At 65.6% G+C, this 24,680-nt stretch carries 24 protein-coding genes and 1 tRNA gene; 19 read left to right on the plus strand and 6 right to left on the minus strand.

Annotated elements, in window-relative coordinates:
* The first annotated feature begins 22 nt into the window (after window positions 1-22).
* Together SL003B_RS04730 and SL003B_RS04735 are read left to right on the plus strand one after the other, a co-directional pair.
* Complete coding sequence (locus SL003B_RS04730) at window positions 23-766, plus strand: ABC transporter permease (RefSeq protein ID WP_013651683.1); 744 nt, start codon at window positions 23-25, stop codon at window positions 764-766.
* A 39-nt stretch (window positions 767-805) separates the two neighbouring features.
* Complete coding sequence (locus SL003B_RS04735; RefSeq protein WP_013651684.1) at window positions 806-1,744, plus strand: ABC transporter substrate-binding protein; 939 nt, start codon at window positions 806-808, stop codon at window positions 1,742-1,744.
* A gap of 99 nt (window positions 1,745-1,843) precedes the next feature.
* On the opposite strand, the gene rpoH is transcribed toward SL003B_RS04735, so the two are convergent.
* On the minus strand, window positions 1,844-2,734 hold the full coding sequence (rpoH, locus tag SL003B_RS04740) for an RNA polymerase sigma factor RpoH (RefSeq protein ID WP_013651685.1): 891 nt from the start codon (window positions 2,732-2,734) through the stop codon (window positions 1,844-1,846).
* A 185-nt stretch (window positions 2,735-2,919) separates the two neighbouring features.
* Window positions 2,920-3,960, minus strand: coding sequence for an RluA family pseudouridine synthase (locus SL003B_RS04745; protein ID WP_013651686.1), 1,041 nt, complete (start codon window positions 3,958-3,960; stop codon window positions 2,920-2,922).
* Here SL003B_RS04745 and SL003B_RS04750 point away from each other — a divergent pair.
* The 5 genes from SL003B_RS04750 (at window position 3,959) to arsB (ending at window position 6,616) form a co-directional block, all read left to right on the plus strand.
* A complete protein-coding gene (locus tag SL003B_RS04750; protein ID WP_013651687.1) occupies window positions 3,959-4,324 on the plus strand; it encodes a DUF6476 family protein in 366 nt (121 codons plus the stop codon). The genes SL003B_RS04745 and SL003B_RS04750 overlap by 2 nt on opposite strands.
* A gap of 95 nt (window positions 4,325-4,419) precedes the next feature.
* A tRNA-Glu gene (locus tag SL003B_RS04755) sits at window positions 4,420-4,495 on the plus strand.
* Between the two features lie 178 nt (window positions 4,496-4,673).
* On the plus strand, window positions 4,674-5,006 hold the full coding sequence (locus tag SL003B_RS04760) for an ArsR/SmtB family transcription factor (RefSeq protein WP_013651688.1): 333 nt from the start codon (window positions 4,674-4,676) through the stop codon (window positions 5,004-5,006).
* Between the two features lie 10 nt (window positions 5,007-5,016).
* Complete coding sequence (locus SL003B_RS04765) at window positions 5,017-5,559, plus strand: arsenate reductase ArsC (protein WP_013651689.1); 543 nt, start codon at window positions 5,017-5,019, stop codon at window positions 5,557-5,559.
* Between the two features lie 13 nt (window positions 5,560-5,572).
* Window positions 5,573-6,616 (plus strand): ACR3 family arsenite efflux transporter, encoded by a 1,044-nt coding sequence (gene arsB, locus SL003B_RS04770; protein ID WP_013651690.1) that lies wholly within the window; start codon window positions 5,573-5,575, stop codon window positions 6,614-6,616.
* On the opposite strand, the gene SL003B_RS04775 is transcribed toward arsB, so the two are convergent.
* Window positions 6,613-7,794 carry a coiled-coil domain-containing protein gene (locus tag SL003B_RS04775; protein ID WP_148259252.1) on the minus strand — a complete coding sequence of 394 codons (1,182 nt, stop codon included), beginning with the start codon at window positions 7,792-7,794 and terminating at the stop codon, window positions 6,613-6,615. The two genes, arsB and SL003B_RS04775, sit on opposite strands and share 4 nt — an antisense overlap.
* Before the next feature lie 117 nt (window positions 7,795-7,911).
* Window positions 7,912-8,511 (minus strand): DUF1134 domain-containing protein, encoded by a 600-nt coding sequence (locus SL003B_RS04780; protein ID WP_013651692.1) that lies wholly within the window; start codon window positions 8,509-8,511, stop codon window positions 7,912-7,914.
* A 167-nt stretch (window positions 8,512-8,678) separates the two neighbouring features.
* Here SL003B_RS04780 and SL003B_RS04785 point away from each other — a divergent pair, with 167 nt between their 5' ends.
* The 8 genes from SL003B_RS04785 to SL003B_RS04820 all read left to right on the plus strand — a co-directional run bounded on the left by SL003B_RS04785 (window position 8,679) and on the right by SL003B_RS04820 (window position 16,956).
* Window positions 8,679-9,131, plus strand: coding sequence for a YHS domain-containing (seleno)protein (locus SL003B_RS04785; RefSeq protein WP_013651693.1), 453 nt, complete (start codon window positions 8,679-8,681; stop codon window positions 9,129-9,131).
* Window positions 9,132-9,233: 102 nt separating this feature from the next.
* On the plus strand, window positions 9,234-9,878 hold the full coding sequence (gene chpT / locus SL003B_RS04790; RefSeq protein WP_013651694.1) for a histidine phosphotransferase ChpT: 645 nt from the start codon (window positions 9,234-9,236) through the stop codon (window positions 9,876-9,878).
* Between the two features lie 130 nt (window positions 9,879-10,008).
* The gene (locus SL003B_RS04795; RefSeq protein ID WP_013651695.1) at window positions 10,009-12,765 is read left to right on the plus strand and encodes a hybrid sensor histidine kinase/response regulator; all 2,757 of its coding nucleotides are present in this window, start codon (window positions 10,009-10,011) and stop codon (window positions 12,763-12,765) included.
* A complete protein-coding gene (locus SL003B_RS04800) occupies window positions 12,762-13,238 on the plus strand; it encodes a chemotaxis protein CheW (RefSeq protein ID WP_013651696.1) in 477 nt (158 codons plus the stop codon). Before SL003B_RS04795 ends, SL003B_RS04800 begins: the two co-directional genes overlap by 4 nt.
* Before the next feature lie 20 nt (window positions 13,239-13,258).
* On the plus strand, window positions 13,259-13,648 hold the full coding sequence (locus SL003B_RS04805) for a response regulator (RefSeq protein ID WP_277914617.1): 390 nt from the start codon (window positions 13,259-13,261) through the stop codon (window positions 13,646-13,648).
* 21 nt (window positions 13,649-13,669) lie between these two features.
* Entirely contained in the window at window positions 13,670-14,887 is a 1,218-nt protein-coding gene (locus tag SL003B_RS04810; RefSeq protein ID WP_041375381.1) for a protein-glutamate methylesterase/protein-glutamine glutaminase, read from the plus strand.
* Window positions 14,884-15,750 (plus strand): CheR family methyltransferase, encoded by an 867-nt coding sequence (locus SL003B_RS04815; protein ID WP_013651699.1) that lies wholly within the window; start codon window positions 14,884-14,886, stop codon window positions 15,748-15,750. Before SL003B_RS04810 ends, SL003B_RS04815 begins: the two co-directional genes overlap by 4 nt.
* A 228-nt stretch (window positions 15,751-15,978) precedes the next feature.
* Window positions 15,979-16,956 carry an MBL fold metallo-hydrolase gene (locus SL003B_RS04820; RefSeq protein ID WP_013651700.1) on the plus strand — a complete coding sequence of 326 codons (978 nt, stop codon included), beginning with the start codon at window positions 15,979-15,981 and terminating at the stop codon, window positions 16,954-16,956.
* A 132-nt stretch (window positions 16,957-17,088) separates the two neighbouring features.
* On the opposite strand, the gene ctrA is transcribed toward SL003B_RS04820, so the two are convergent.
* Complete coding sequence (gene ctrA, locus SL003B_RS04825) at window positions 17,089-17,781, minus strand: response regulator transcription factor CtrA (protein ID WP_041375382.1); 693 nt, start codon at window positions 17,779-17,781, stop codon at window positions 17,089-17,091.
* Between the two features lie 370 nt (window positions 17,782-18,151).
* Here ctrA and fliI point away from each other — a divergent pair, with 370 nt between their 5' ends.
* From fliI to SL003B_RS04840, 3 genes are all read left to right on the plus strand, one after another.
* On the plus strand, window positions 18,152-19,477 hold the full coding sequence (gene fliI, locus SL003B_RS04830; RefSeq protein WP_013651702.1) for a flagellar protein export ATPase FliI: 1,326 nt from the start codon (window positions 18,152-18,154) through the stop codon (window positions 19,475-19,477).
* 28 nt (window positions 19,478-19,505) lie between these two features.
* Window positions 19,506-19,913: a flagellar export protein FliJ gene (gene fliJ / locus SL003B_RS04835; protein WP_013651703.1), complete on the plus strand. Its 408-nt coding sequence runs from the start codon at window positions 19,506-19,508 to the stop codon at window positions 19,911-19,913.
* A gap of 221 nt (window positions 19,914-20,134) precedes the next feature.
* The gene (locus SL003B_RS04840) at window positions 20,135-20,575 is read left to right on the plus strand and encodes a paraquat-inducible protein A (protein WP_013651704.1); all 441 of its coding nucleotides are present in this window, start codon (window positions 20,135-20,137) and stop codon (window positions 20,573-20,575) included.
* On the opposite strand, the gene SL003B_RS04845 is transcribed toward SL003B_RS04840, so the two are convergent.
* Window positions 20,572-21,651 (minus strand): DUF2336 domain-containing protein, encoded by a 1,080-nt coding sequence (locus tag SL003B_RS04845; RefSeq protein ID WP_013651705.1) that lies wholly within the window; start codon window positions 21,649-21,651, stop codon window positions 20,572-20,574. The genes SL003B_RS04840 and SL003B_RS04845 overlap by 4 nt on opposite strands.
* Before the next feature lie 317 nt (window positions 21,652-21,968).
* On the opposite strand from SL003B_RS04845, the gene SL003B_RS04850 reads away from it, so the two are divergent.
* The gene (locus tag SL003B_RS04850; RefSeq protein ID WP_013651706.1) at window positions 21,969-24,317 is read left to right on the plus strand and encodes a mechanosensitive ion channel domain-containing protein; all 2,349 of its coding nucleotides are present in this window, start codon (window positions 21,969-21,971) and stop codon (window positions 24,315-24,317) included.
* The last annotated feature ends 363 nt before the right edge of the window (window positions 24,318-24,680 follow it).

The following is a 24,680-nucleotide window of genomic DNA, read 5'->3' on the forward strand; positions in this document are numbered from 1 at the left end:
CCGCTGACTTCTGCGGGGCGCCATGAAGACCATCCTGTCCGGTCTTGCGAGCGCGGCTCTGCTTATCGGTCTGTGGGAAGGCGCCGTTCGCCTGTTCGACGTGCCTCCCTACATGCTGCCCGGGCCGCTGCGGGTCGCGGACGCCTTTCGCCGGCAGGGAGGCTTCCTGCTCGAGCATGCGGCGATCACCGCCTATGAGACGGTACTCGGCTTCGTGCTGGGCATCGTCGCCGGCTCGGCCCTGGCGCTGGCGATGTGGCTGTTGCCGCTGGTGCGCCGGGCGCTGCTGCCGGCCGTGCTGGTGACCCAGGCGCTGCCGGTCTTTGCTATCGCGCCGATCCTGGTGCTGTGGCTCGGCTTCGGCCTGTCCTCGAAGATCGTCATGGCGGTGCTGGTGATCTTCTTCGCGGTCACCTCCACCTACTACGACGGCCTGCGTCGGCTCGACGCGGGCCTTGCCGACCTTGCTCGTCTCTACCGGGTCGGGCGTTTTCGGGAGCTGATCCACTTTCGCATTCCCTCGGCTTTGCCCGCGCTGGCGTCTGGTATCCGGATCGCCGCCGTGTTCGCGCCGATCGGGGCAATCGTCGGCGAGTGGGTCGGCGCCAAGGGCGGGCTGGCCTTCATCATGCTGCAGAGCAACGCCCGCATGCAGACGGACATGATGTTCGCCGCCCTCGTGCTTCTTGCCGCGATGGTCCTGCTTCTGCGCTTTGCCGTCGAGCGGGCGACGCGCCGCCTCGTGCCCTGGCAGCGCGAGGATTGATCCCCCATTCCGCGTTTTCAATCCAACGGGAGCTGACAAATGACACGATTGATTCCCCTTGCCCTGGCCGCGCTTCTTGCCTTACAGACGCCGGCGCGGGCGGCCGACAAGCTGACCGTGCTTCTCGACTGGTTCACCAACCCGGACCACGCGCCGGTGATCACGGCCCTGACCAAGGGCTTCTTCGCGGCCGAAGGCCTGGACGTTGAGTTGATCGAACCGGCCGATCCGGCCATGCCGCCGAAGCTGGTCGCGGCAGGACAGGGCGACATCGCGATCTCCTATCAGGCGACCTTGCACGCGCAGATCGACGAGGGCCTGCCGATCCGCTGGATCGGCACGCTGGTGGAGACGCCGTTGAACTCGCTGATCGTGCTGGAGGACGGTCCGATCAGGACGCTTGCGGACCTTAAGGGCAAGAAGATCGGCTTCTCGGTGTCCGGCTTCGAGGACGCCATGCTCGGCCAGATGTTGAAGTCGCAGGGCCTGAGCGCCGCTGACGTCGAACTGATCAACGTCAACTTCGCGCTGTCGCCGGCGCTGCTGTCCGGACAGGTCGACGCCGTCATCGGCGGCTACCGCAACTTCGAACTGACGCAGCTCGAGCTGGAGGGCAAGCGGGGCAGGGCCTTCTATCCCGAGGAGAACGGCGTGCCGGTGTTCGACGAGCTGATCTACGTGGCGCACAAGGACAGGACGGGCGACCCGCGTCTTGTCCGTTTTCTCTCGGCGGTCGAGGCGGCGACCATCTATCTGACCAACCATCCGGATGAGGCCTGGCAGGCGTTCGTCGCGGCCTATCCCAATCTCGACGATGATCTCAACCGGCGTGCCTGGAGCGACACGCTGGCCCGCTTCGCCAAGCGGCCGTCCGCCCTCGACGCCGGGCGCTACCGCCGCTTCGCCGAATTCCTGCACGTGAACGGCCTGATCAAGGAACTGGTTCCGGTCGAGACCTACGCGGCCGAGATCCGCTGAGCCGGGACGGCGCGACAAACGGCCGGTCCTGCACAGGAAAACGGGCCGCGCGGCATCTGCCGCGCGGCCCGTCTGTGTTCGATGCCAGTGCCGTCGCGCTCAGGCGAGGGACGGCTGCTCCAGGTCGCGTGCGCTCTTGCGCACGGCCTTCTGGATCTTCTCGAAGGCGCGAACCTCGATCTGGCGCACGCGCTCGCGACTGACGCCGAATTCGGTGGACAGCTCTTCCAGCGTGATCGGATCTTCGGCCAGGCGGCGAGCCTCGAAGATGCGACGCTCGCGCTCGGTGAGAATGTCCATGGCGTCGCCGAGCAGCTTGCGGCGAATGTCCAGTTCCTCCTGATTGGCCAGCAGGGTTTCCTGGCTTTCGGATTCGTCCACCAGCCAGTCCTGCCATTCGCCGGAGTCGGCCTCGGCGGCGCGGATCGGCGCGTTGAGCGAGGCGTCGCCGGCCAGGCGGCGGTTCATCGACACGACATCTTCTTCGGGCACGCCGAGCTTGGTGGCGATCTCCTGGACCTGCTCCGGCTTCAGGTCGCCTTCCTCGAGCGCCTGGATGCGACCCTTGAGGCGGCGCAGGTTGAAGAACAGGCGTTTCTGGTTGGCGGTGGTCCCCATCTTGACCAGCGACCAGGAGCGCAGGATGTATTCCTGGATGGCGGCCTTGATCCACCACATGGCATAGGTGGCCAGGCGGAAGCCCTTGTCCGGCTCGAAGCGCTTGACGGCCTGCATAAGGCCGACGTTGCCCTCGGACACGACTTCGCCGAGCGGCAGCCCGTAGCCGCGGTAACCCATTGCAATCTTTGCGACAAGGCGGAGGTGAGAGTTGACCAGCCGTTCCGCTGCGGCGGGGTCGTCATGCTCCTTGTAGCGCTTGGCGAGCATGTATTCTTCCTGCGGTTCCAGCATCGGAAACCGCCTGATCTCGTCGAGATAGCGGCTCAGTCCGCCTTCCCCGGCGGTGAGCATCGGCACGTTCTGGGCCATGAAATGCGCCCCCTTTCTCCCGTTCTAAGCGTTCCCCCGATGCCTTCGCAAAGGCCGTTCCCGCGGCCGATTGCCGAGGAATCTCAATGGCAAACGCTTGCATCCGGCGGCCGGTTCCCGGCCCGCGTGGCGACCAATATAAGCCCGAATACGCCAAAAACACGACTTATCGGTGTTTTACGATCCTAAAATTTTCGTAATGCGCCGAGAAGCTGTTGGAAATCATCGGGATAGGGGCTCTCGAAGCGCAGGGTCTCGCCGGTCCGCGGATGGGCGAAGGCGAGCAGGCCGGCGTGCAGAGCCTGGCGCGGAAACCCTCCTACATGTGTCCGGATAGGCTCCGGAAACCGGTTCGCTTTCGTCCTGAACCCCGCGCCGTAGATCTGGTCGCCGATCAGCGGGTGGCCGATATGGGCCATGTGGACGCGAATCTGGTGGGTGCGGCCGGTCTCCAGCCGGCATTCGAGCAGCGAAGCGACCGCCGGCTGGTCGGCCGGTCCGAAACGCTCCAGCACCTGCCAGTGGGTGACGGCGTGACGCCCGCCGTTGCGCACCACGGAGATCTTCTGGCGGTTGGCGTCCGAACGGGCGAGATTGGCATCGACGGTGCCGCGCAGGGTGGCGGGAGCGCCCCAGACGAGGGCTGCATAAGCGCGCTCGAGCGGACCGGAACGGCCGTGGTCGGCGAACTGCTCGGACAGACCCTTGTGGGCGGCATCGGTCTTGGCGACGACGAGGAGCCCGGAGGTCTCCTTGTCGAGCCGGTGGACGATGCCCGGGCGTCTGACCCCGCCGATGCCAGATAGGCTGTCGCCGCAATGGCGGATGAGCGCGTTGACCAGCGTGCCGGTCCAGTTGCCGGCGCCGGGATGAACGACCAGGCCGGCCGGCTTGTCGATGACGATCAGGTCGTCGTCCTCGTAGACGACGACGAGCGGGATGTCCTCGCCTTTTGGTTCGGCCTCCTCCGGTTCGGGCAGGCCTAGGGCGAGCGTCGCCCCCTCGTTGACCCGGTATTTCGGCTCCACTATCTTGCCGCCGTCGACCGTGACCTCGCCGGAGCGGATCAGGGCCTGCACGCGCGTGCGGCTGAGGTCCGCCAGGTGCGCTGCCAGCACGGCGTCGAGCCGCTTGCCGGCATCTTCCGCCCCGACCTGCAGGGTGAACCGCGCGTCCGGACCGTCCGAAAGGCCGGTGTGGCGCGCTTCAGGAGAAGTTTCGTTCATGAACAATCCCGTCTTCGACGACAAGGGGCGGCGCGACGATGAGGACGAGACGCCGCTTGATCCGGCGACCGCGCGCGTCCAGACCAAGCTGCGGCGGCTTCTGGCCGGCTCGAGCCTGGTGATGGTCGCCGGCTTCGTCGCCGTCTTCGCAGCTATCCTCTACAAGGTCAATTCCGCAAGCACACCGGCCTCCGGAGCGATTGCCGCGACGATCGCCCTGCCGTCGCAGGCGCGCGTCGAGGACGTGGAACTGAGCGGTGGCCGGCTGATCGTGCTGATCCGCGAGGGCGAGGCGGCTGCGATCCTGCACTACGACGCGACGAGCGGCGCGCTGATCGGCCGGACCGATCTGGTCTCCCGCTGAGACTTTTTGTGCGCAGCCGGCAAAAGGCCTTGCGCCGACGCGCCGGGCAGCCTATATCCGCAATCCTCAAGCGAAGCGCGCGATGGCGCGCCGACGCTCCCATCGTCTAGCGGTCCAGGACGCCGCCCTCTCACGGCGGAAACAGGGGTTCGAGTCCCCTTGGGAGTGCCATATCCTTCCCACATTTCGTCCTTCCTGCGCGTCCGTGCGCCTCGGAAGCCGTGCGTCGCGTTCCGAAGCCCGCAGGATCTTCGCCTGCCCGTGGCAGGCGGTGCAGGTCGTGCCGATCATCGAACAGAACGGCAAGGCGGCCCTTGCCATACTTCAAAATATCGAGTAATCAAGAAATATGGATGAAATTAAAGCCCTCCAGGCCTTCTCGGCCTTGTCGCAGGAAACGCGGCTCGCCGTGTTCCGCCTGCTGATCCAGTGCGGCCAGGACGGCTGCCTGGCCGGCGACATCGCGCGCAAGCTCGACGTCCGCCAGAACACCCTGTCGACCAACCTCGGCATCCTGCAGGGCGCCGGATTGATCGCCAGCCGGCGCGAGGGGCGTGCCGTCCGTTATTTCGCCGATTTCGAGGGTATCCGGGGCCTGCTCGGATTCCTGCTGGAGAACTGCTGTGGGGGGGAGCCGGACCTGTGCCAGCCCCTCATCGAAAAAATCGCCTGCGCCTGCTGAGGAGGATGCCATGCCGACTGCCGAGCCTTCCGATCGCGTCTACAACGTGTTGTTCCTGTGCACGGGCAATTCCGCCCGGTCCATCCTGGGCGAAGCCCTGCTGAACCATCTCGGTGGCGGCCGGTTCCGCGCCTATTCGGCCGGCTCCGCGCCGAAGGGGGCGGTCCATCCGATGACCCTGGAAGTGCTGGAGGCCGCCGAGATCCCGACAGCGGGCCTACGCTCCAAGAACTGGGACGAATTCGCCGCCGAAGGCGCGCCGATGATGGATTTCGTCTTCACCGTCTGCGACAACGCCGCCGGCGAAGCCTGTCCCGCCTGGCCCGGCCAGCCGATGACCGCGCACTGGGGCATCGAGGATCCGGCCGCCGTCGAGGGTCCGGAGTACGTCCGGCGCGCCGCCTTCAAGCAGGCGATGCAGTTCATGCGCAACCGCATAATCGCCTTCGTCAGCCTGCCGATCCGCAGCCTCGATACGCTGACGCTGCGCGCCCGCATGCACGACATCGGCCGCATGGACGGCGCCACCCAAGCCCAATCCACGGCAGAGTGAGGCCAGACCGAGCATGTCGTTCTTTGAAAAATACCTGAGCGTCTGGGTCGCGCTGTGCATAGCTGCCGGTCTCGCTCTCGGCGAACTGATGCCTGGCGTGTTCCAGGTCCTTGCAGCGATGGAAGTCGCCAAGGTCAATCTGGTCGTCGCCGTGCTGATCTGGGCGATGGTCTATCCTATGATGGTGGCCGTCGATTTCGCCAGCCTGCCGCGCGTCGCGGAACAGCCCAGGGGGCTGCTGATCACGCTCGTGGTCAACTGGCTGGTCAAGCCTTTCACCATGGCGGTGCTCGGCGTTCTGTTCTTCAAGGGGCTGTTCTCGGATCTCATTCCGCCGGCGGATGCGGACGGCTACATTGCCGGGCTGATCCTGCTCGGCGCCGCGCCCTGCACGGCGATGGTCTTCGTCTGGTCGCAACTGACCCGTGGCGACGCCAACTACACGCTCGTGCAGGTCAGCGTGAACGACGTGATCATGGTATTCGCCTACGCGCCGATCGTTGCCTTGCTGCTCGGGGTGACCGACATCCCGGTGCCCTGGGGCACGCTCCTGCTGTCGGTCGTGCTCTATGTGGTGGTGCCGCTCGCGGCCGGCGTCTTCACCCGCCACCGCCTGACGGCCCGCCGGGATGGCGGCGAGGCGCTGGCGGCGTTCCTTCACCGGCTGAAGCCGGCGTCGATCAGCGGGTTGCTGGCGACCGTCGTGCTGCTGTTCGGATTCCAGGGTCAGGTTATCCTCGCCCAGCCGATGCTGATCGTGCTGATCGCCGTGCCGCTGCTGATCCAGTCCTACGGCATCTTCGCAGTCGCCTACGGAGCCGCCTACGCCCTCAAGGTGCCGTTCCGCATCGCCGCGCCCTGCGCGATGATCGGCACGTCGAATTTCTTCGAACTGGCGGTCGCCGTGGCGATCAGCCTCTACGGCCTCAATTCGGGAGCGGCGCTGGCGACGGTGGTCGGGGTGCTGGTCGAGGTGCCGGTGATGCTGTCGCTGGTCGCCCTGGCCAATCGAACGCAGCACTGGTTCGACGGCTCGCGGGCCGAAGCCCGCAGCTAGGCGACGACTTTCTTCTTGTCCGGATCCGGAGCCGACGGATTGGCCGAGGCGGCCGGACCGGCAGCTGCGGCGGCCTTGCTCGCCTTGACGATGCGGCCGGCGAGTTCGGCTGCCGAGCGGGCCTCTCCCTCGGCGGTCGGGGCGCGGCGTTTCGCGGGCGCTGTCGTCTTGGTCTCCGACTTTGCGGTTCGCGCCGGGTTCCCGGCCTCCGGCATATCCCGGGCTGGTGCTTCCGCGGCATCCGCGCCGGACGGTCCGGCAATCTTTCTGGCGAGGTCCTTCAAGTCCTGCCGCAGGGCAGCGATGCCTTCGCCCCGCGCCATTTCGCGACGCAGGCGGGCAATCTCGGTACGGCTGCGCGACAGCACCCGCTCGCGGTCCTGGACACGGGCGGCCAGCCGCGCCTGTTCGGCCGCAGCCTGCTTAAGTTGCCCGTCGAGACGCGAGATCCTCTCGTCGGGAGCGGCATCGGCCATGTCGAGATGCAGCGTCAGGCGCGCGACCTCGGCCTGGGCAGCGATGTAGTCGGCTTCCATGTCGACGAGCTGACTTTCCAGCCGGGCGACGAGATGCCGAAGACCGTCCGCATCAGCATCCGGGGCGACCTGTTCGGCGAGGATCTCCGCTCCTCGTTCGGAATCCTCCAGGCGACGCTTGAGCGTGGCGATCTGGGCCTCCAGGCCGGTAATGGTGGCGAGCGCCATGGTGTCGGCCGCTTCCCTCCACTCATGCCCTGATGGGTGCCCGCCATCTGCCTTGGCCGCTGCGGCCTCGGCACGGGAGGCCGCCTCCAGTTGGTGACGGGCCTGGGCTGCTTCCTTGCGCAGGCGGTCGAGTTCCGCTGTCTGGGCCTCGCGGGTAGCGTTCAATTCCCGCTGCTGCTGTGCGAGGGCGTCGCGTTCGGCGACGAGCGCCTTCTCGGCGCGCAAGGCCCGGCCAAGGTCCAGGCGCATGGCGACGGAGGCTTCCTTCAGGCTTTCCAACTCGCGTTCGAGCCGGCGGACTGTCAGGGCGTGCTCGGCGCGCGCGCTGTCCTGAGCGGCGCGAACCTCGGCGTAGCTCGACGGGTTGGTGGCCAGAACGGCTTCCCGCGTCAGGCGAACGGCCCGCTTCCAGACCGCCGAGGCGATGGCCAGCCCGGCCAGACTGGCCGATAAAAACCCGAGAGCCACATACATCGCCGCTTCGATCACAAGCTGCCTCGCTGTCGGAAATGGCAGGAAACGAATACCATGAATACCCGACACAGCGTTGCAGGCCAAGGGGATGCGTCGCAAGACCCGAGGAACGCTCGGTCAGAAGGGGTTCCAGGTGGGCTTCTGGGTGAACTTGAGATAGCCCATGTTGATACCGAGGCGGGCGCCGACCCCGGAGCGCACGGGCACGACGATGATGTTGTCGTTGGACAGGACGGTCATGCCGAAACCGCCGACCAGATAGGCGGAGCCGTTGACGCCGACGTAGCGGCGATAGATGGCCTCGACGGTCGGCAGGTTGTAGATCAGCATCATCACGCGGGCGCCGTCGCCGCCGAAGTCCCATCCGATCGAAGGGCCCTGCCAGAAGATCTTATGGACCCCGGCGTTGCGGGTATAAAGCTCGCCCTCGCCGTAGCGGGCGCCGGCGACGATGGCGCCGGAGCCTTCCTCGCCGAGGATGTAGCCGTTCGGTTCGCCGTATTGCTTGACCGCGTTCTCGACCACCGACGCCAGCCCGCCGGAGACGGAGCCGAAGAACTTGTGGCCGGCCGCAACGATCTCGTTCTGGTTGTAGTTGCTGCCCGGTGCCTGCGTGTTCTGGGCCGATGCCGGGCCGGCCAACGCCATCATTGCCATGGCGGTGGCCAGCGCCGCCTTGATCCATCCGAACGGGGCGGTTCGTGTCGATGCCGTCATGCTGTCGCTTCTCCCGTAGCGCGAGCACCCGCTCGCGAGGCGCCGTGAGGACCGCGTGTGCTATCGTGACATGCCTGTGCCGATTCGCAGGCAGGCCGACAGTTCCGCGAGCCGAATCGATGCGAGAGTGTAGTCGAATTCTGACCAGGATATGGCTCCGTCTTGTCGTGCCGGGCGTTCTGACGGCGGCGGTGCCGCTCGCCGGCTCCGGCACGGGCCAGGCACGGCCGGCCTACTACCTGACGGATCCGATCGGCGGCTATGCGATCGGCGGGCACGATCCGGTGGCCTATTTCGTCGACCGCCGGGCGCGTCTGGGCGACCGGAGGTTCGAGCACCAGTGGCGCGGCGTGAAATGGCTGTTCGTCAACGAGGGAAATCGCGCCGCCTTCGAGCGCTCGCCGGAGGTCTATGTGCCGCAATACACGGGCTGCGGAGCTTACGCGCTGGCCGAAGGGTACGCCACTGCGGGCAATCCCGCCATCTTCGCGATCCTCGACGGCCGCCTGTATTTCTTCCACTCCGTCGTCAACCGCTTCCTGTTCATCATCGAACTGGAATCGACGACGACACAGGCCGATGCGAATGCGCTGAAAACCGGCTGTTCTCCGCGGCTTTAAGGGGCGGCGCGGCTTGGCAGGGCAGTCGGTGCTGTGTAACGTTTTCGTCCACATCCGCGAATCATCCGACCGGCTTGCGTCGACCAGGAGCACCACCCCGCCATGTCCGAACTCAAAGACCTCTCGTCGCTCGATCTGTCGGCCCTCGTCTCGAGCCGGATCTGCCACGACATCATCAGTCCGGTCGGCGCGATCATCAACGGACTGGAGGTCCTGGACGAGGAGGGGTCTGAGGACATGCGCGAATTCGCCATGGACCTGATCCGCAAGAGCGCCCGCCAGGCCTCGGCGAAGCTGCAGTTCGCCCGGCTGGCATTCGGAGCAGCCGGCTCTGCCGGTGCGGAAATCGATCTCGGCGACGCCCAAGTCGTCGCTAGCGGTTTCATGGAGAACGAGAAATCAAACCTGATCTGGCAGGTCGACCGGCACCTGATGCCGAAGAACTTTGTTAAACTTTTGCTTAATTTAGTCTTGATCGCCAACCAATGCGTTCCGCGCGGCGGCGACATTACCGTGTCCATGACCGGAGAACCCGCCGCGCCGGTGTTCACGCTCGAGGCCAAGGGGCTCAATCCGCGCATTCCCCTGGGAATGCAGGAAACACTTGGCGGACAGGAGCCCGAGCGGGTCGACGCGCATTCCGTTCAGCCGATCTACACATTCCTGCTCGCCCGCGAATGCGGCATGACGATCAGCCTGTCCAAGGACGATGATGTCGTCCGGCTTACCGCACGTCAGGCTAGCTGAAATCCTCATCCACCCCTGTCTTTGTTTCAGTGTATCTTAACAGTTTAGGCTCAACCTCGCTCGCATGGACATCCCGGTCCAGCCGTCTCTCGGGACGCGGAACCAGTAACAAGTCGGGTGAGTGCAGGCCATGGACGACCTCCTCAGGGAATTTCTGACCGAGACCAGCGAAAGTCTCGATGTTGTCGACGTTGAACTCGTGAAGTTCGAGCAAGAACCGAACAACGCGACAATTCTCGATAACATTTTCCGCCTGGTGCACACGATCAAAGGCACCTGCGGGTTCCTGGGCCTGCCGCGACTCGAAGGAATCGCTCACGCAGCGGAGACCCTGATGGGCAAGTTCCGCGATGGCGTGCCGGTGACGCCCGAGGCCGTGTCGCTGATCCTCAGCTCGATCGACCGGATCAAGGAAATCCTGGCCGAACTCGAGGCCGCCGAGGGCGAGGAGCCGCAGGGCGACGACAGCGATCTGATCTCCGAACTCGAGCGCATGTCGACGAGCGCCGACGCCGCGGCAGCCGCGCCCGAGCCGGAGCCGGAGCCGGAACCGGCCGCCGATGCGAGCGTACTCTATCAGGAACTGGAGCGCCCGCTGCGCCCGGGCGAGGTGTCGCTCGACGAACTGGAGCGTGCCTTCCGCGAGACCTCGGTCGAGGTGGACATCGAAGCCACCGCGCAGGCGGCGGAAGCCGCCAAAGCGCAGGCAACTGCCAAGGCCCCGGCGCGTCCCGCCGGCAAGACGGCGACCGCCGACGCCGTCCAGGATGACGACGCCGCTCCGGCCAAGGACAAGAAGTCCGGCGGGTCATCGGTGTCAAACCAGAGCATCCGGGTCGCGGTCGAGACCCTCGAACACCTGATGACGATGGTTTCGGAACTGGTGCTCACCCGCAACCAGTTGCTCGAGATCGTCCGCCGGCACGAGGACAGCGAGTTCAAGGTGCCGCTGCAACGCCTGTCCAACGTGACGGCGGAGTTGCAGGAAGGCGTCATGAAGACGCGCATGCAGCCGATCGGCAACGCCTGGCAGAAGCTGCCGCGCATCGTGCGCGACCTTAGCCAGGAATTGGAGAAGCCGATCGAACTCGACATGATCGGCGCCGAGACGGAACTTGACCGCCAGGTTCTGGAGATGATCAAGGACCCGCTGACCCACATGGTCCGCAACTCCGCCGACCACGGCCTGGAGATGCCGGCCGAGCGTCGCGCCAAGGGCAAGCCGGAGAAGGGAACGATCACCCTTGCCGCCTATCATGAGGGCGGCCACATCATCATCGAGGTGAAGGACGACGGCAAGGGCCTCGACGTCGACAAGATCAAAACCAAGGCGATCGAGCGCGGTCTGGCGACGGAAGCCGAACTCGAGAAGATGACCGATGCACAGATCCATCGCTTCATCTTTGCTGCCGGGTTCTCCACCGCCGCCTCCGTCACCAGCGTGTCCGGCCGCGGCGTCGGCATGGATGTGGTGCGCAACAACATCGAACTGATCGGCGGCACCGTCGACCTGCGCTCGACGCCGGGCAAGGGCTCGAGCTTCATCATCAAGATCCCGCTGACGCTGGCCATCGTGTCGACGCTGATCGTGGAAGCGAGCGGCGACCGCTTCGCCATCCCGCAGTTGTCGGTCGTCGAACTGGTGCGCGTCCAGACCAATTCCGAACACCGCATCGAGCGGATCAAGGACACCCCGGTCCTGCGCCTGCGCAACAAGCTGCTGCCGCTGCTGCACCTGTCGCAGTTGCTCGGGATCTACGAGGGCGACAACGACAAGAACGCCATCGACGAGGATAACGGCTTCATCGTGGTCATGCAGGTCGGCAGCCAGACCTTCGGCGTGGTCGTCGACGGTGTGTTCCATACGGAGGAAATCGTCGTCAAGCCGATGTCGACCATGCTGCGCAACCTGGTCATGTTCTCGGGCAACACCATTCTCGGCGACGGGTCGGTGATCATGATCATCGACCCGAACGGCATCGCCTCGGCCATGGCCAGCCATGCGTCCAGCGCGGTCGCAGAGCAGGTCGAGGAAGAGGCCGAGGATTCGCGCCGCAAGGCCATGGACGGACAGTCGACGATCTCGCTGCTGCTGTTCCGCGCCGGTGCGCCGGAGCCCAAGGCGGTGCCGCTGTCGCTGGTCACCCGCCTGGAGGAGTTCGAGGTCTCCAAGATCGAACGCTCCAACGGCCGCGACCTAGTGCAGTACCGCGGCGCGCTGATGCCGCTGGTCTATGTCAACGAAGGCGATCACCACAAGACCGAGGGCACCCAGCCGATGCTGGTGTTCTCCGACTCGGGCCGCTCCATGGGCCTCGTCGTCGACGAGATCGTCGACATCGTCGAGGACCGGCTGCAGATCGAGGTCGGCTCCGAACGGCCGGGCATCCTCGGCTCGGCGGTCATCAAGGAGCGCGCGACCGAGATCATCGACCTCGGCTACTACCTGCCGCAGGCCTTCGAAGACTGGTTCATGCGCAAGGAGATGGACATCCGCTCGCTGACCAAGAAGGTGCTGTTCGTCGACGACTCGCCGTTCTTCCGCAACATGCTGACGCCGGTGCTGAAGGCGGCGGGCTACGACGTGACCACCTGCAGCGGACCGGACGAAGCCTTCGAACTGCTGGAAAACGGCGCCGAGTTCCAGGCGATCGTCAGCGACATCGAGATGCCGCGCGTCAACGGCTTCGAATTCTGCGAGGCCCTGCGCCGCGACCCGCGCTTCCGCAAGATGCCGATCCTGGCCCTGTCGGCCATGGTCACGCCGGCATCGATCGAACGCGGCCGCCAGGCCGGCTTCGACGACTACGTGGCGAAATTCGACCGTCCGGGCCTGATCGCTGCCCTCAAGGACGTGTTCTCGGGTGAAATGGGAGTAGCCGCATGAACGGGCTCGAACACAACGTCGCTACCGGCGGCGACACGATTCAGTACGTCACCGTGGTGATCGGCGGGCAGCTGTTCGGGCTGCCCATCTCCCAGGTGCACGACGTCTTCGTGCCGGAAAGCGTCACCCGCGTGCCGCTGTCGGCACCGGAAGTCGCCGGCGTGCTGAACCTGCGCGGCCGGATCGTGACGGCGATCGACATGCGCCGGCGCCTGCACCTGCCGCCGCGAGAGGATGGCCAGATGATGGCGGTCGGCATCGAGTACAAGCACGAATCCTACGGCCTGGTGATCGACACCGTCGGCGAGGTCCTGAACCTGCCGGCCAAGGGCGCCGAGCCCAACCCGACCAACCTCGACAAGCGCTGGGCGGAAATCTCCGGCGGCGTGCATCGGCTCGACGGTCAACTGATGGTGATCCTCGATGTCGAGCGCCTGCTGGGCGCAATGATGAACGAACCGATGGCAGCCTGAGGCAGCCGCTCCAAAGAACGGTGGCCAATGTGGAGAACGGGCAGATGAAACAGTGTCTTGTCGTCGATGATTCCAGCGTGATCCGGAAGGTCGCCCGACGGATCCTGGAAGACATGCAGTTCCAGATCACCGAAGCGGAGGACGGGCAGCAGGCCCTGGACGCCTGCCGCAAGAGCATGCCGGATGCCATTTTGCTCGACTGGAACATGCCCGTCATGGACGGGCTCGAATTCCTGACCAGCTTGCGCCGCGAAGCCGGCGGGGAGAAGCCGATCGTCGTGTTCTGCACGACCGAGAACGATGTCGCGCATATCGCGCGCGCCATCCGTGCGGGGGCCAACGAATACATCATGAAACCCTTCGATCGCGAGATCGTCGAAGCCAAGTTTCAGGAAGTCGGCCTGATCTGAGCCGTACAGTTGGATTGTGCCATGGCCTTCGCTCAAACGAACTATACAACGGGCTCAACCCCGAACACCGATCCCATCCGGGTCATGGTCGTCGATGACGCGGTAGTCATTCGCGGATTGCTCGGCCGGTGGCTGGACGCCGATCCCGCCCTCGCCGTGGTGGCCTCGCACCGAAACGGCAAGCTGGCGGTCGACGACATCCTGCGCAGCGATCCGGACGTGGTCGTCCTCGACATCGAGATGCCGGAGATGGACGGCCTGACGGCGCTGCCGCTGATGCTCGCCAAGAAGCGCGACCTGGTCGTCGTGATGGCGTCGACCCTGACCCGTCGCAACGCCGAGATCAGCCTCAAGGCGCTGTCGCTGGGCGCCGCCGACTATGTCCCCAAACCGGAAACCACTTCGGAAGTGACCACATCGGTCGACTTCCGGCGCGAACTGATCGACAAGGTCAAGGCCCTCGGCGAGCGCGCCCGCAGGCTGCGCGGTCGTGGTCGCGTGATGCGGGCCGAGACGAACGCCGGCCGCACGGCCTCCCTGGCGCCCGTCGGCGCGCTCGCGGCCCGCGCCGCGCCATCCGCGATGACCGCCCGCGCCGCAGCGCCGGAACCGGCGGCCAAGGGCGCGCTCAAGCTGCGGCCCTATTCCTCGGCGCGGCCGCGGATCCTGGCGATCGGCAGTTCGACCGGCGGTCCGCAGGCGTTGCAGCAGGTCATGCGCGACATCGGCACATCGATCGGCGAGATCCCGGTGGTCGTGACTCAGCACATGCCGCCGACGTTCACAGCGATCCTGGCCGAGCATCTCGGCAAGGCGGCGCTACGCCCGTCCAAGGAAGCGGAGACCGGCGACACCCTCATGCCCGGACACATCTACGTCGCGCCGGGCGGCAAGCACATGATCCTGGAGAAGGATGCCGGAGCGGTGAAGGTGCGTCTGACCGACGACCCGCCCGTCAACTTCTGCAAGCCGGCCGTCGACCCGTTGTTCGACAGCGTGGCCAAGGTCTACGGGTCGGCGACCCTCGGCCTGATCCTGACCGGCATGGGCCATGACGGAGCCAACGGCGTCAAGACGATCGCCGCCGGCGGCGGCAGCGTCATCACCCAGGACGAAGCCTCGAGCGTCGTGTGGGGCATGCCGGGCGCGGCCGCCAACACGGGCATGTGCAGCGACGTGCTGCCGCTCGCGGAAATCGGACCCAAGATCGTCCGCGTTTTGAAAGGGATGGTCCGATGACGCCGAGCGAGTACGAGTTCCTCAAGAGGTTCCTGAAGGAGCGCTCCGGCCTGGTGCTGTCCGACGACAAGCAGTATCTCGTCGAAAGCCGCCTCGTGCCGGTGGCCCGAAAGACCGGCATCGACACGCTGAGTGCGCTGGTGTCCGCGCTGCAGCGCGGCGGCAATGCCGCGCTGGCCAGCAACGTCGTGGAAGCGATGACGACCAACGAATCGTTCTTCTTCCGGGACAAGACGCCGTTCGAGCATTTCACCAACACGATGCTGCCGGCCATGCTGGATAAGCGATCCAAGACCCGCAGCTTCAAGATCTGGTGCGCCGCCGCATCGACGGGGCAGGAGCCCTATTCGCTGGGCATCTGCCTGAGGGAAGCGGGCGCGAAGGTCGCCGGATGGCGGGTGCGCATCCTGGGCACCGACCTGTCGACGGAAGTGCTGGAAAAGGCCAAGGCCGGCATCTACAGCCAGTTCGAGGTCCAGCGCGGGCTGCCGATCCAGATGCTGTTGAAATATTTCACGCAGCAGGGCGACCTGTGGCAGATCAATCCGGACCTGCGCGCGATGATCGAGTGGCGCAAGCTGAACCTGCTGGAGAACTTCAGCCATCTCGGCGAGTTCGACATCGTGTTCTGCCGCAACGTGCTGATCTATTTCGATCAGCAGACCAAGATCGACATCCTGCAGCGGATCGCCAAGCTGATGCCCGAGGACGGCTTTCTGGTGCTCGGGGCGGCGGAAACCGTGGTCGGCCTGACCGACGCGTTCCAGCCCGTGCCGGGGCAGCGCGGTCTGTACCAACCCAAGCAGCCTGCGGCGCGGGCAGTGCCCCGGTACGCCGTCGCCGGTGGATTGACTGGCGTCTAGGGCGTTCCGGACGCGAAATTTCGCTCCACGGCCGGTCGGGATCATTCGATCCCGGCCGGTCTTTGCGTTGCAAAGACCGGCATCGGTTCTCCGCCACTCAAGAAATCGTGAACCGCTATCCGAATTCAGCACCCGTTTTTGCTGGAGGATGCCTCGCCGTGCCCCAGATTAGGCCTGAGCCGGCATGCGCCGGCGCCAGATCTGTCAGAGCGAAATGGGGAGAAGACCATGTCAGGGTTTGAAGTCCAACTCTCGCGCCGTGCGGCGCTGCTGGGCGCCGGCGGCGCCGTGCTGGCCGGATCGATGGCCGGATCCGGAGCCCTGCCGGCATTTGCCGCCGCGGACATAAAGGGACCGATGTTCTCGCCCGTCGCCCGCTTCACGCTGGGTGGCTTCGAAGTGACGACACTGCTGGACGGCGCGGTGACCGCCGACGAGCCGCAGAAGACCTTCGGCATGAACGCCTCCGTCGAGGCGTTCGGTGCGGCATCGGCCGAAAACCATCTGCCGATCGACAGGATGAAGATGTTCTTCACGCCGAGCGTGGTGAACACCGGCAGCGAACTGATCCTGTTCGATACAGGCGTCGGCGAGGGCGGACGGCCGGGGCGCGGCAACATGCGCGCCGCGCTCGCAAGCGCCGGCTACTCGCCGGAACAGATCGATGTCGTGGTGCTGACCCACATGCACCCGGACCACATCGGCGGCCTGCTGGAGGGCGGCGCGCCGGCCTTCCCCAATGCCCGGTATGTCGCCGGACAGAAGGAATACGATTTCTGGGCCGCCCAGGATCCGGAAGCGAACGGCGCGGCAAAGCTGTTCGCCGCAAATGTGAAGCCGTTCGCCGACAAGATGACGTTCGTCTCCGACGGCGGTTCGGTAGCGTCGGGGGTGACTGCGATGGAGGCCTTCGGTCATACTCCAGGTCACATGGTCTTCCATCTGGAATCGGACGGCCAGCGGCTCCTGGTGACGGCCGACACTGCCAACCACTACGTTTGGTCTCTGGCCTATCCGGACTGGGAGGTGCGCTTCGACATGGACAAGGAAGCCGCCGCCGCGGCACGCCGGAACGTCTTCGGCATGATCGCGGCCGACCGGATTCCGTTCGTCGGCTATCACATGCCGTTCCCGGCGCTCGGTTTCGTCGAGACGAAAGGCGACGGCTTCCGCTACGTTCCGGCGAGCTATCAACTGAGCCTGTGACCTGCGACTCCGGGGCAGGGGACGTCCCGCCGGGGCACCCTTGCCCGCGGCCGTCGCAGCCGACCAAGCAAAAACCCCGCCGGTGAGCCGGCGGGGGACATATCGGTCGACCTCAGGGACGGTCAGCGCCGGTCAGGCAGCGGCTTCCATGTCCGGCTCGCGCAGCACGTAGCCGCGACCCCAGACGGTCTCGATGTAGTTCTTGCCCGAGGTGGCGGCGGCCAGCTTCTTGCGCAGCTTGCAGATGAAGACGTCGATGATCTTCAGTTCCGGCTCGTCCATGCCGCCGTAGAGGTGGTTCAGGAACATTTCCTTGGTGAGCGTCGTGCCCTTGCGGAGCGAAAGCAGCTCCAACATCTGGTACTCCTTGCCGGTCAGGTGCACGCGCTGGCCGCCGACCTCGACGGTCTTGGTGTCCAGGTTGACCCGCAGGTCGCCGGTGACGATCACCGACTGGGCATGGCCCTTGGAACGGCGCACGATGGCGTGGATGCGGGCGACCAGTTCGTCCTTGTGGAACGGCTTGGTCATGTAGTCGTCGGCGCCGAAGCCGAGGCCGCGCACCTTGTCCTCGATGCCGGCGAGGCCGGAGAGGATCAGGATCGGCGTCTTCACCTTGGACACGCGCAATGTGCGCAGAACCTCGTAACCGGACATGTCCGGGAGGTTCAGATCCAGCATGATGATATCGTAGTCGTAGAGTTTGCCGAGGTCGATTCCTTCCTCGCCAAGATCCGTCGTGTAGACGTTGAAATTCTCGGACTTGAGCATCAGCTCGATGCTCTGCGCGGTGGCGCTATCGTCCTCAATCAACAACACACGCATGCCAATCCCCTTGTGCTGCCTATCCTGGGCAAGTCGCAACGGCTTTGTCGGCGCCGGCTACGAAGGACTGCTGTTAACCCCGACTCAAAGCTAATGTCCAATGGTTAACAAATTCTGATTCGTAGCAGCAAGCGCCATGAAAACGAATCTGTGAAAAACCGGTCAAGAGGCTGAGATCTCTAAAAAAACGTGAGATCCAACCACTTCATGTTTCACTTTAAGAAACCGGCACAGCCGATCCCCACGGACTCGTTTTCACCAAGCCGTCGGCCCTGAAATGGCTTTCGCCTCTCAACGCTTCGTTCATTAACATTAAGCAGAGACGTAAACGATCGGTTACCATCGGGCGGCTGAATTGAGGAGATGTCGCTTGAAAGCGCTCTTTGCGGAAATCGAATCGCTTCTGCCGACCCAGATCTACGGCCGCGTCGTGGCCGTCCAGGGGCTTCTGGTCGAGATCGCGGGGCCCATTCACGAGATGAGCGTCGGCTCGCGCCTGACCATCGACATCGGCGACGGCGTCACGCCGGTCTCGGCCGAGGTGGTCGGATTTCGCGACGGGCACGCGCTGTGCATGCCGTTTGCAGGGCTTGAAGGCGTGCGCATGGGCTGCAAGGCGGTGATCGCCGCGCGCGAGAGCGTCGTGCATCCCGCCAATGCCTGGCTCGGCCGGGTGATCAACGCGATGGGCGAGCCGATCGACGGCAAGGGCGCGCTGCCGGGCGGAGAGACGCCGCGGCGCCTGCGCTCGGCGCCGCCGCCGGCTTCCGAGCGGGCGCGGGTCGGGCCGCCGCTCGATCTCGGCGTGCGCGCGCTCAACACCTTCGTGACCTGCTGCGAGGGCCAGCGCATGGGCATCTTCGCCGGCTCGGGCGTCGGCAAGTCCGTTCTCATGTCGATGCTGGCGCGCAACACCGACTGCGACGTTGCCGTCATCGGGCTGATCGGCGAGCGCGGCCGCGAGGTGCAGGAGTTCATCGAGGACGATCTGGGCGAGGCGGGCCTCGCCCGCTCCGTCGTCGTGGTGGCGACGTCCGACGAGAGCGTGCTGATGCGCCGCCAGGCGGCCTATCTGGCGATGACCGTGGCGGAGCACTTCCGCGACGAGGGCGCCAAGGTCCTGTGCATGATGGATTCGGTGACGCGCTTTGCCATGGCGCAGCGCGAGATCGGACTGTCGATCGGCGAACCGCCGACCTCGAAGGGCTACACGCCGACGGTATTCACCGAACTGCCGCGCCTGCTCGAGCGCGCCGGGCCGGGCCGGGTCGGCTCTGGCTCGATCACCGGCCTGTTCACGGTTCTGGTGGAGGGCGACAACCATAACGAGCCGGTCGCCGACGCCGTGCGCGGCATCCTCGACGGCCATGTGGTGATGGAGCGCTCGATCGCCGAGCGCGGTCGCTATCCGGCCATCAACGTGCTCAAGTCGGTCTCGCGCACCATGCCGCGCTGCGTGCCCGAACCGCTCGTGCCGGTGCTGCGCAAGGCACGCCAGTTGATGGCGACCTTCTCGGACATGGAGGAACTGATCCGGCTCGGTGCCTACCGGCGCGGTTCGGATCCGGTCGTCGACGAGGCGATCGCCCGCCACGACGCGCTGGAAGGCTTTTTGAGCCAGACCAAGGACGAGGCGACGGCGCTGGAAGAGGGGTATTTGCGGCTCGCCAACCTTTTGGAAATGACTCCGGCGTAATCTGGGAGCGTTAGGGGAGTAACGAGTAATGAAGTCCCGAGACAGCCTCATTCGCCTGAAGCGTTTCCAGGTTGACGAGAAGCGGCGCCAGGTGACGCAGATCGAAGCCATGATCGCCGAGTTCAACCGCATGGCGGACGAACTCGACGACCAGATCCGCTCCGAGCAGGAGCGCGTCGGCATCACCGACGTGACTCACTTCGCCTATCCGACCTATGCCAAGGCTGCGGCGACGCGGCGCGACAACCTTCGGAATTCTGCCCTCGAGCTGAACGAGCAGCTCGAACGCGCCCGCGACGACCTGAGCGAAGCCATCGAGGAACTGAAGAAGTTCGAGCAGCTCGAGGAACGCGATCAGCAGCGCGAGCGCGACAGCCTCGACCAGGCGGAGCAGGACCAACTCGACGAGGTCGCCGGCCGGATGCGCGCGCGCTGACCGCAGCCCGATGCGCGGCCCGGCCTGTCGGCCGGCTGCGCGGATCGATCCCGATCGTCTTCAAGACCATCTGATCCGACCCTTGACGCCCGAAGGGCGCCTGATCCGGAGCCTTGCCGGGCTCTGGCAATCCGACCCGTTCTGGCCGATAGTGCGGTGTCGTCCTTCCGGCCGGGCGCCCTGCGGCACGCGGCCTCCACTCGTCTGGCTGCCGCCTGCCCGTGATCCTGCGCCTCGCCACCGCCCTGCTGCTGCCCGTCGCGACCTTCTGCTTCGCGCTCGGGATCACGCAGCCGATGATCCGCATGGAGCGGCTGTATTTTCTCGAGGACCGGCCGTCGCTGCTGGAGATGGTCGAGGGACTATGGACCAAGGGCGACCATGTCATCGCGGTTGCCGTCGCGCTGTTCTCCGTCGGCCTTCCCGCGGTCAAGCTATGCCTGATCCACGTCGCGGCTCTGACCGGCGGCAAGGCGCGCTCGCTCGCCCTGCTCGGCGCGGTCAGCAAATGGTCGATGATGGACGTGATGCTGGTCGCGCTGGTGCTGTTCGCGGCCAAGACCAGCGGTCTGGCCAAGGCGAGCGTTTTGCCCGGGTTGTGGTTCTATGCTGCGGCGACCCTGACGACCGCCCTTGCCGCGATGCTGTGCCGGCGGGACTAGGCGGATAGGCGCGGTGCGGCCGGTCGGCGGCGGGCGAAGACGGGGTCCGTTCGGCGCGTCCCGCGCCCGGGCGTCAGCGCCTCGTATTTCTCGATCAGGCTGTCGGCCTGCGATTCCGGGATGCGCAGATTCTTGCAGCGGGCCCGAACCAGCGCCGCGAAGGTCTCCGGCTTGAGGCCGACGTTGCGGGCGAAGCCGACGATCTTGTCCGAATCGCCGCCGAACACCGCGTTGCGGACATGGGCTTTCTGCGTGCGCGTGGCGCTGGCCAGCAGGTCGGCGGCATGCAGCAGCCGGTTGTCCTCCAGCAGCACCAGCATGAGTTCGTCGAGGGTAGTCTCCTCCGCCTGCACGAACTGCCACAGCTTGGTGGCGTCGGAGGTGTCGAGGCTCGGCCCTAGCCGGCGGCGCAGGGCCTTGCGTGCTGCGATGGCGTCGAGTTCCTCTCCCGAGATGCGTCCTGAGGCGACGGCCTCGAGGCGCGCTCTAGTCCTCGGGTTGACGTGCGGGATCAACCAGGCGCAGATCGCCGGGGTCAGGTCCCGCCGTGTGGTGATGTCCTCGCGCAGGACGGCATCCTTGACCGCCTGGCGGGCGAGGTTGCGCATGGCGCCCTCGGACAGTTGGATCTTGCGGTTGCCGGCGATCGTCCGCCACACCGTGGTGCGGCCGCGCCGGACCAGGGTATCCGAAACCGGCGGCGTGAGATCCTCCCGGCGGGCGAGGACAGCGAGGTGACTCTCGTCGAGACGGCGGGCCAGTTCAAGCAGCTGCTCTTCGCCAAGGGCCTGGGATTTCTCAAGCACAGGCCGTGCCACGGCGATGACGTCGCCGGCCAGTTGCAGGGCGACGGCGGAGGGCATGTCCTTGCACGGCGCGATGCGACGCGACAGGGCGGCGCGGTGCTCGACGCTGGTGCACTGGAGCAGGCGTAGGAGGATGTCGCCGAACAGCCTCAATTCGGCCTCGGAATGCTTGCCAACGCCCTTCAGGAACACGTCGGCGATGCTCTGCATCAAGGCGCCCCGAGCGTCGGTCGACGACTGTCGCGCAAGATCGATGAGACTGTCCAGCATGTTCCCTACCTCAGGCCACCGCCGATGTTAGAACTGCCTAGGTTAGGATAGCGTTAGGGAACATGGTGAACTGCCATTAACCGGACCATCGGGCCGGCTTGGCCCGTCGCGCGGCGGACAGTGCGGAACCGGACCGCGACGCTGGTGTTCTCCTTGCGGGCAGGCTCGCCTTTTCCTTCGCTTCCCTCCCGTGGCCTTGCTGCCGGTAGGGCGTTCGCCCACAAACGAACCGTGGTGGGCTGGGCACATGTGCCAAACCGGCCTATCTCTGCTATTTCACAGAACGATCACACAGCCGACCGTCTGGATCCGTCCGCATGCCCACCCTGCTTCGCCCGTTCGCCTCCTTCCTTCTCGTCCTGCTGCTTGCCGTGCCCGTCCTGGCCCAGGACACGGCGCCGACAGGGGGAAGCACCGAGGTGGCGGAGGAGCCCGTGCCGGCGGCGTCCGAACTGCCCGGACAGGACGGCAGTACCGCATCCGAGGACACTGCGGCGGCGCGAGACGCCCTGGTGCGGCTGCTCCAGGATCCCGCGGGGCGGGCCGCCCTGATCGGTCTTCTGCAGGGTCTGAATGCAGGTGCAGGCGCCGACCGGCCAGCCGCCGCGCCGGCGGTTGCGCCGACCGCTGGGACATCGGTCGCCGAGACCGCCGCGCGGGAAACCTTCGCCCTGTGGATAGGCGACTACACCCGTGGCCTGATCGCGGACGTTGCCGACGTCACCGCCCGGCTGACGTCCTCGCTCAAGGGCTTCACCCTGTTGGTCAAGGGCGACGTCACGGTCAAATGGGATCGGGTCCAGCAGACGCTGGTGGAACTGATCGCCGTGTTCGGTTGCGCGATGGTGGTCTATCTCGCTGCCCAGATGGTCGCGATCCGGTTCTTCGACGCTCTGGAGCAAAAGGCGGAGCGCCGGGGCTGGCTGTGGAAGGCGGGCGTGCTGGTGCTGGGGACCCTGGTCGACGTCGTTACCATCGGCCTCGGCTTCATCGGCGGAACGGTTGCCGCGCTCGCCGAGTTCGGCCCCCTGTTGCCCGGCATCTCGCTGTTCGAGAACCTGACGCTCAACGCCTTCGTCGCCACCGCGCTCGCCCGGGTGGCCGTCCGCTTCGTGTTTGCGCCGCGGCGGGAGAAACTGCGCCTGCTGCCGTTCAGCACGCCATCGGCGAAGTACTGGTCGTCGCGCATCGGTTTCGTGATCGCGCTGCTCGGCTATGGCGTCATGCTGGCGGTGCCGATGGCGAATCTCACGATCTCCTTCGTCGTCGGCAACGCCCTGCGGGTGGTGATCGTATTCGCCGCCGCAGCGCTGTCCATCGCCATCATTCTGATCAACCGCGTCAAGGTCCGCGACGAGACGATCCGCTACGCCGCCACCCTGGACAGCGAACTGGCCCGACACGCTCTGACGATCCTCGGACGGACATGGGCCGTTCTGGCGGTTGCCTACATCCTCACGGTGTTCGGTATCTGGATCACCCGGCCGTTCGAGGCCGTCGGCCTGCTGATGCGCTCGACCAGCCTGTCGATCCTGACCATCATGGCGGGCTTCCTGCTCTCGCTGGTGATGACGCGAGCGATCGACGGCGGCATCCGGGTTCCGGCCGACCTGAGGCAGACCCTGCCGGCGCTCGAAGGCCGCCTCAACGCCTTCGTGCCGCGCCTGCTGAAGATCATGCGGATGATCGTGTTCCTCGGCACCATATTCATCCTCGCCGACATCTGGTCGGTCCTGGATTTCTCGAGTTTGGTGCGCAGCGAGGTTGGGTCGGCCTTCCTCGGTCGCTTCGCGTCGGCCGGAATCACCGTCCTGGTCGCGTTCGCGATCTGGCTGACGGTGATGTCGTGGGTTGACCTGCGCCTACGCGAGCGCTCCGGCTACATCATCTCGTCCCGAGAGCGGACGCTGTTCCAGCTGTTTCGCAATGCCTTCACGGTCGTCGTCATCATCATGGCGGCGCTGCTGTCGTTGTCGGAACTCGGCGTCGACATCGGGCCGCTGATCGCCGGTGCGGGCGTGCTCGGCCTGGCGGTCTCCTTCGGCGCCCAGACGCTGGTCAAGGACATCATCACCGGCGCCTTCATCCAGATCGAGAACGCCATCAACGAAGGCGACGTCGTCACCGTGGGCGGCGTGACCGGCGTCGTCGAGCGGCTGACCGTGCGCTCCGTGCGCATTCGCGACCTCGACGGCACCACCCACATCGTGCCGTTCTCCTCGGTCGACATGGTGTCGAACTTCATGCGCGATTTCTCCTACCATGTCGCGCTGGTCGGCGTGTCCTACGACACGGACATCAGGCAGGCGAAGGCTGCGATGCAGGAGGCCTTCGACCGGCTCAAGGCGAGTCCGGCCGGCGCCTCCATCATCGGCGACCTGGAGATGCACGGCGTGGTCAACTTCGGAGCCTCGTCCGTCGATCTGCGCGCGCGCATCAAGACCTTTCCGGGTTCCCAGTGGGCGACCGGACGGGCCTACAACGAGTTCATCAAGGACGTCTTCGACGAGCGGGGCATCGAGATCCCGTTCCCGCAGGTCACCTATCACGAAGGCAGACCGCATCCGGCCGCGGGCAGGGGCCGCGACGGCCAGGCACCGGCGGGCGAGGATGCGGGGGATGCGGATGCTCCGGCCGGCTCTGCCGGGGCTCCGGGCAGCGCATAGCCGGGCGTCCCGCCTCGGCGAGCCGCCCGTCGGGCGCAAGAAATTTTCCCTTTTCGGGCCGATCCGGGAGAAACCGCTCCTGCGCGCGATGGTGCGGTGCGGCAAGGGATGGATGTTGCCGCGGTCGGTCCTGCGGGCGGCGCGGGCAACCGCGTCAGCCCGGCAGGCTGTTGAGATCGGCCTGAAACGTGTTGCAATTTCAATAATTTGACCGGATGATCAAAAACAGACAGACGTAACGGAACGTTGTTCTGAGAGGCAGGTTCATTTCGGAATTTCGCTTATGTCAGAGCTGCTGACCCAGTAAAAAAATTTCGTTTTCGACGTTAATTTAGAAATGTGGCGCCGGTTGATTTCGGTGTG

The organism is Polymorphum gilvum SL003B-26A1, from assembly GCF_000192745.1.
Taxonomy (GTDB): domain Bacteria; phylum Pseudomonadota; class Alphaproteobacteria; order Rhizobiales; family Stappiaceae; genus Polymorphum; species Polymorphum gilvum.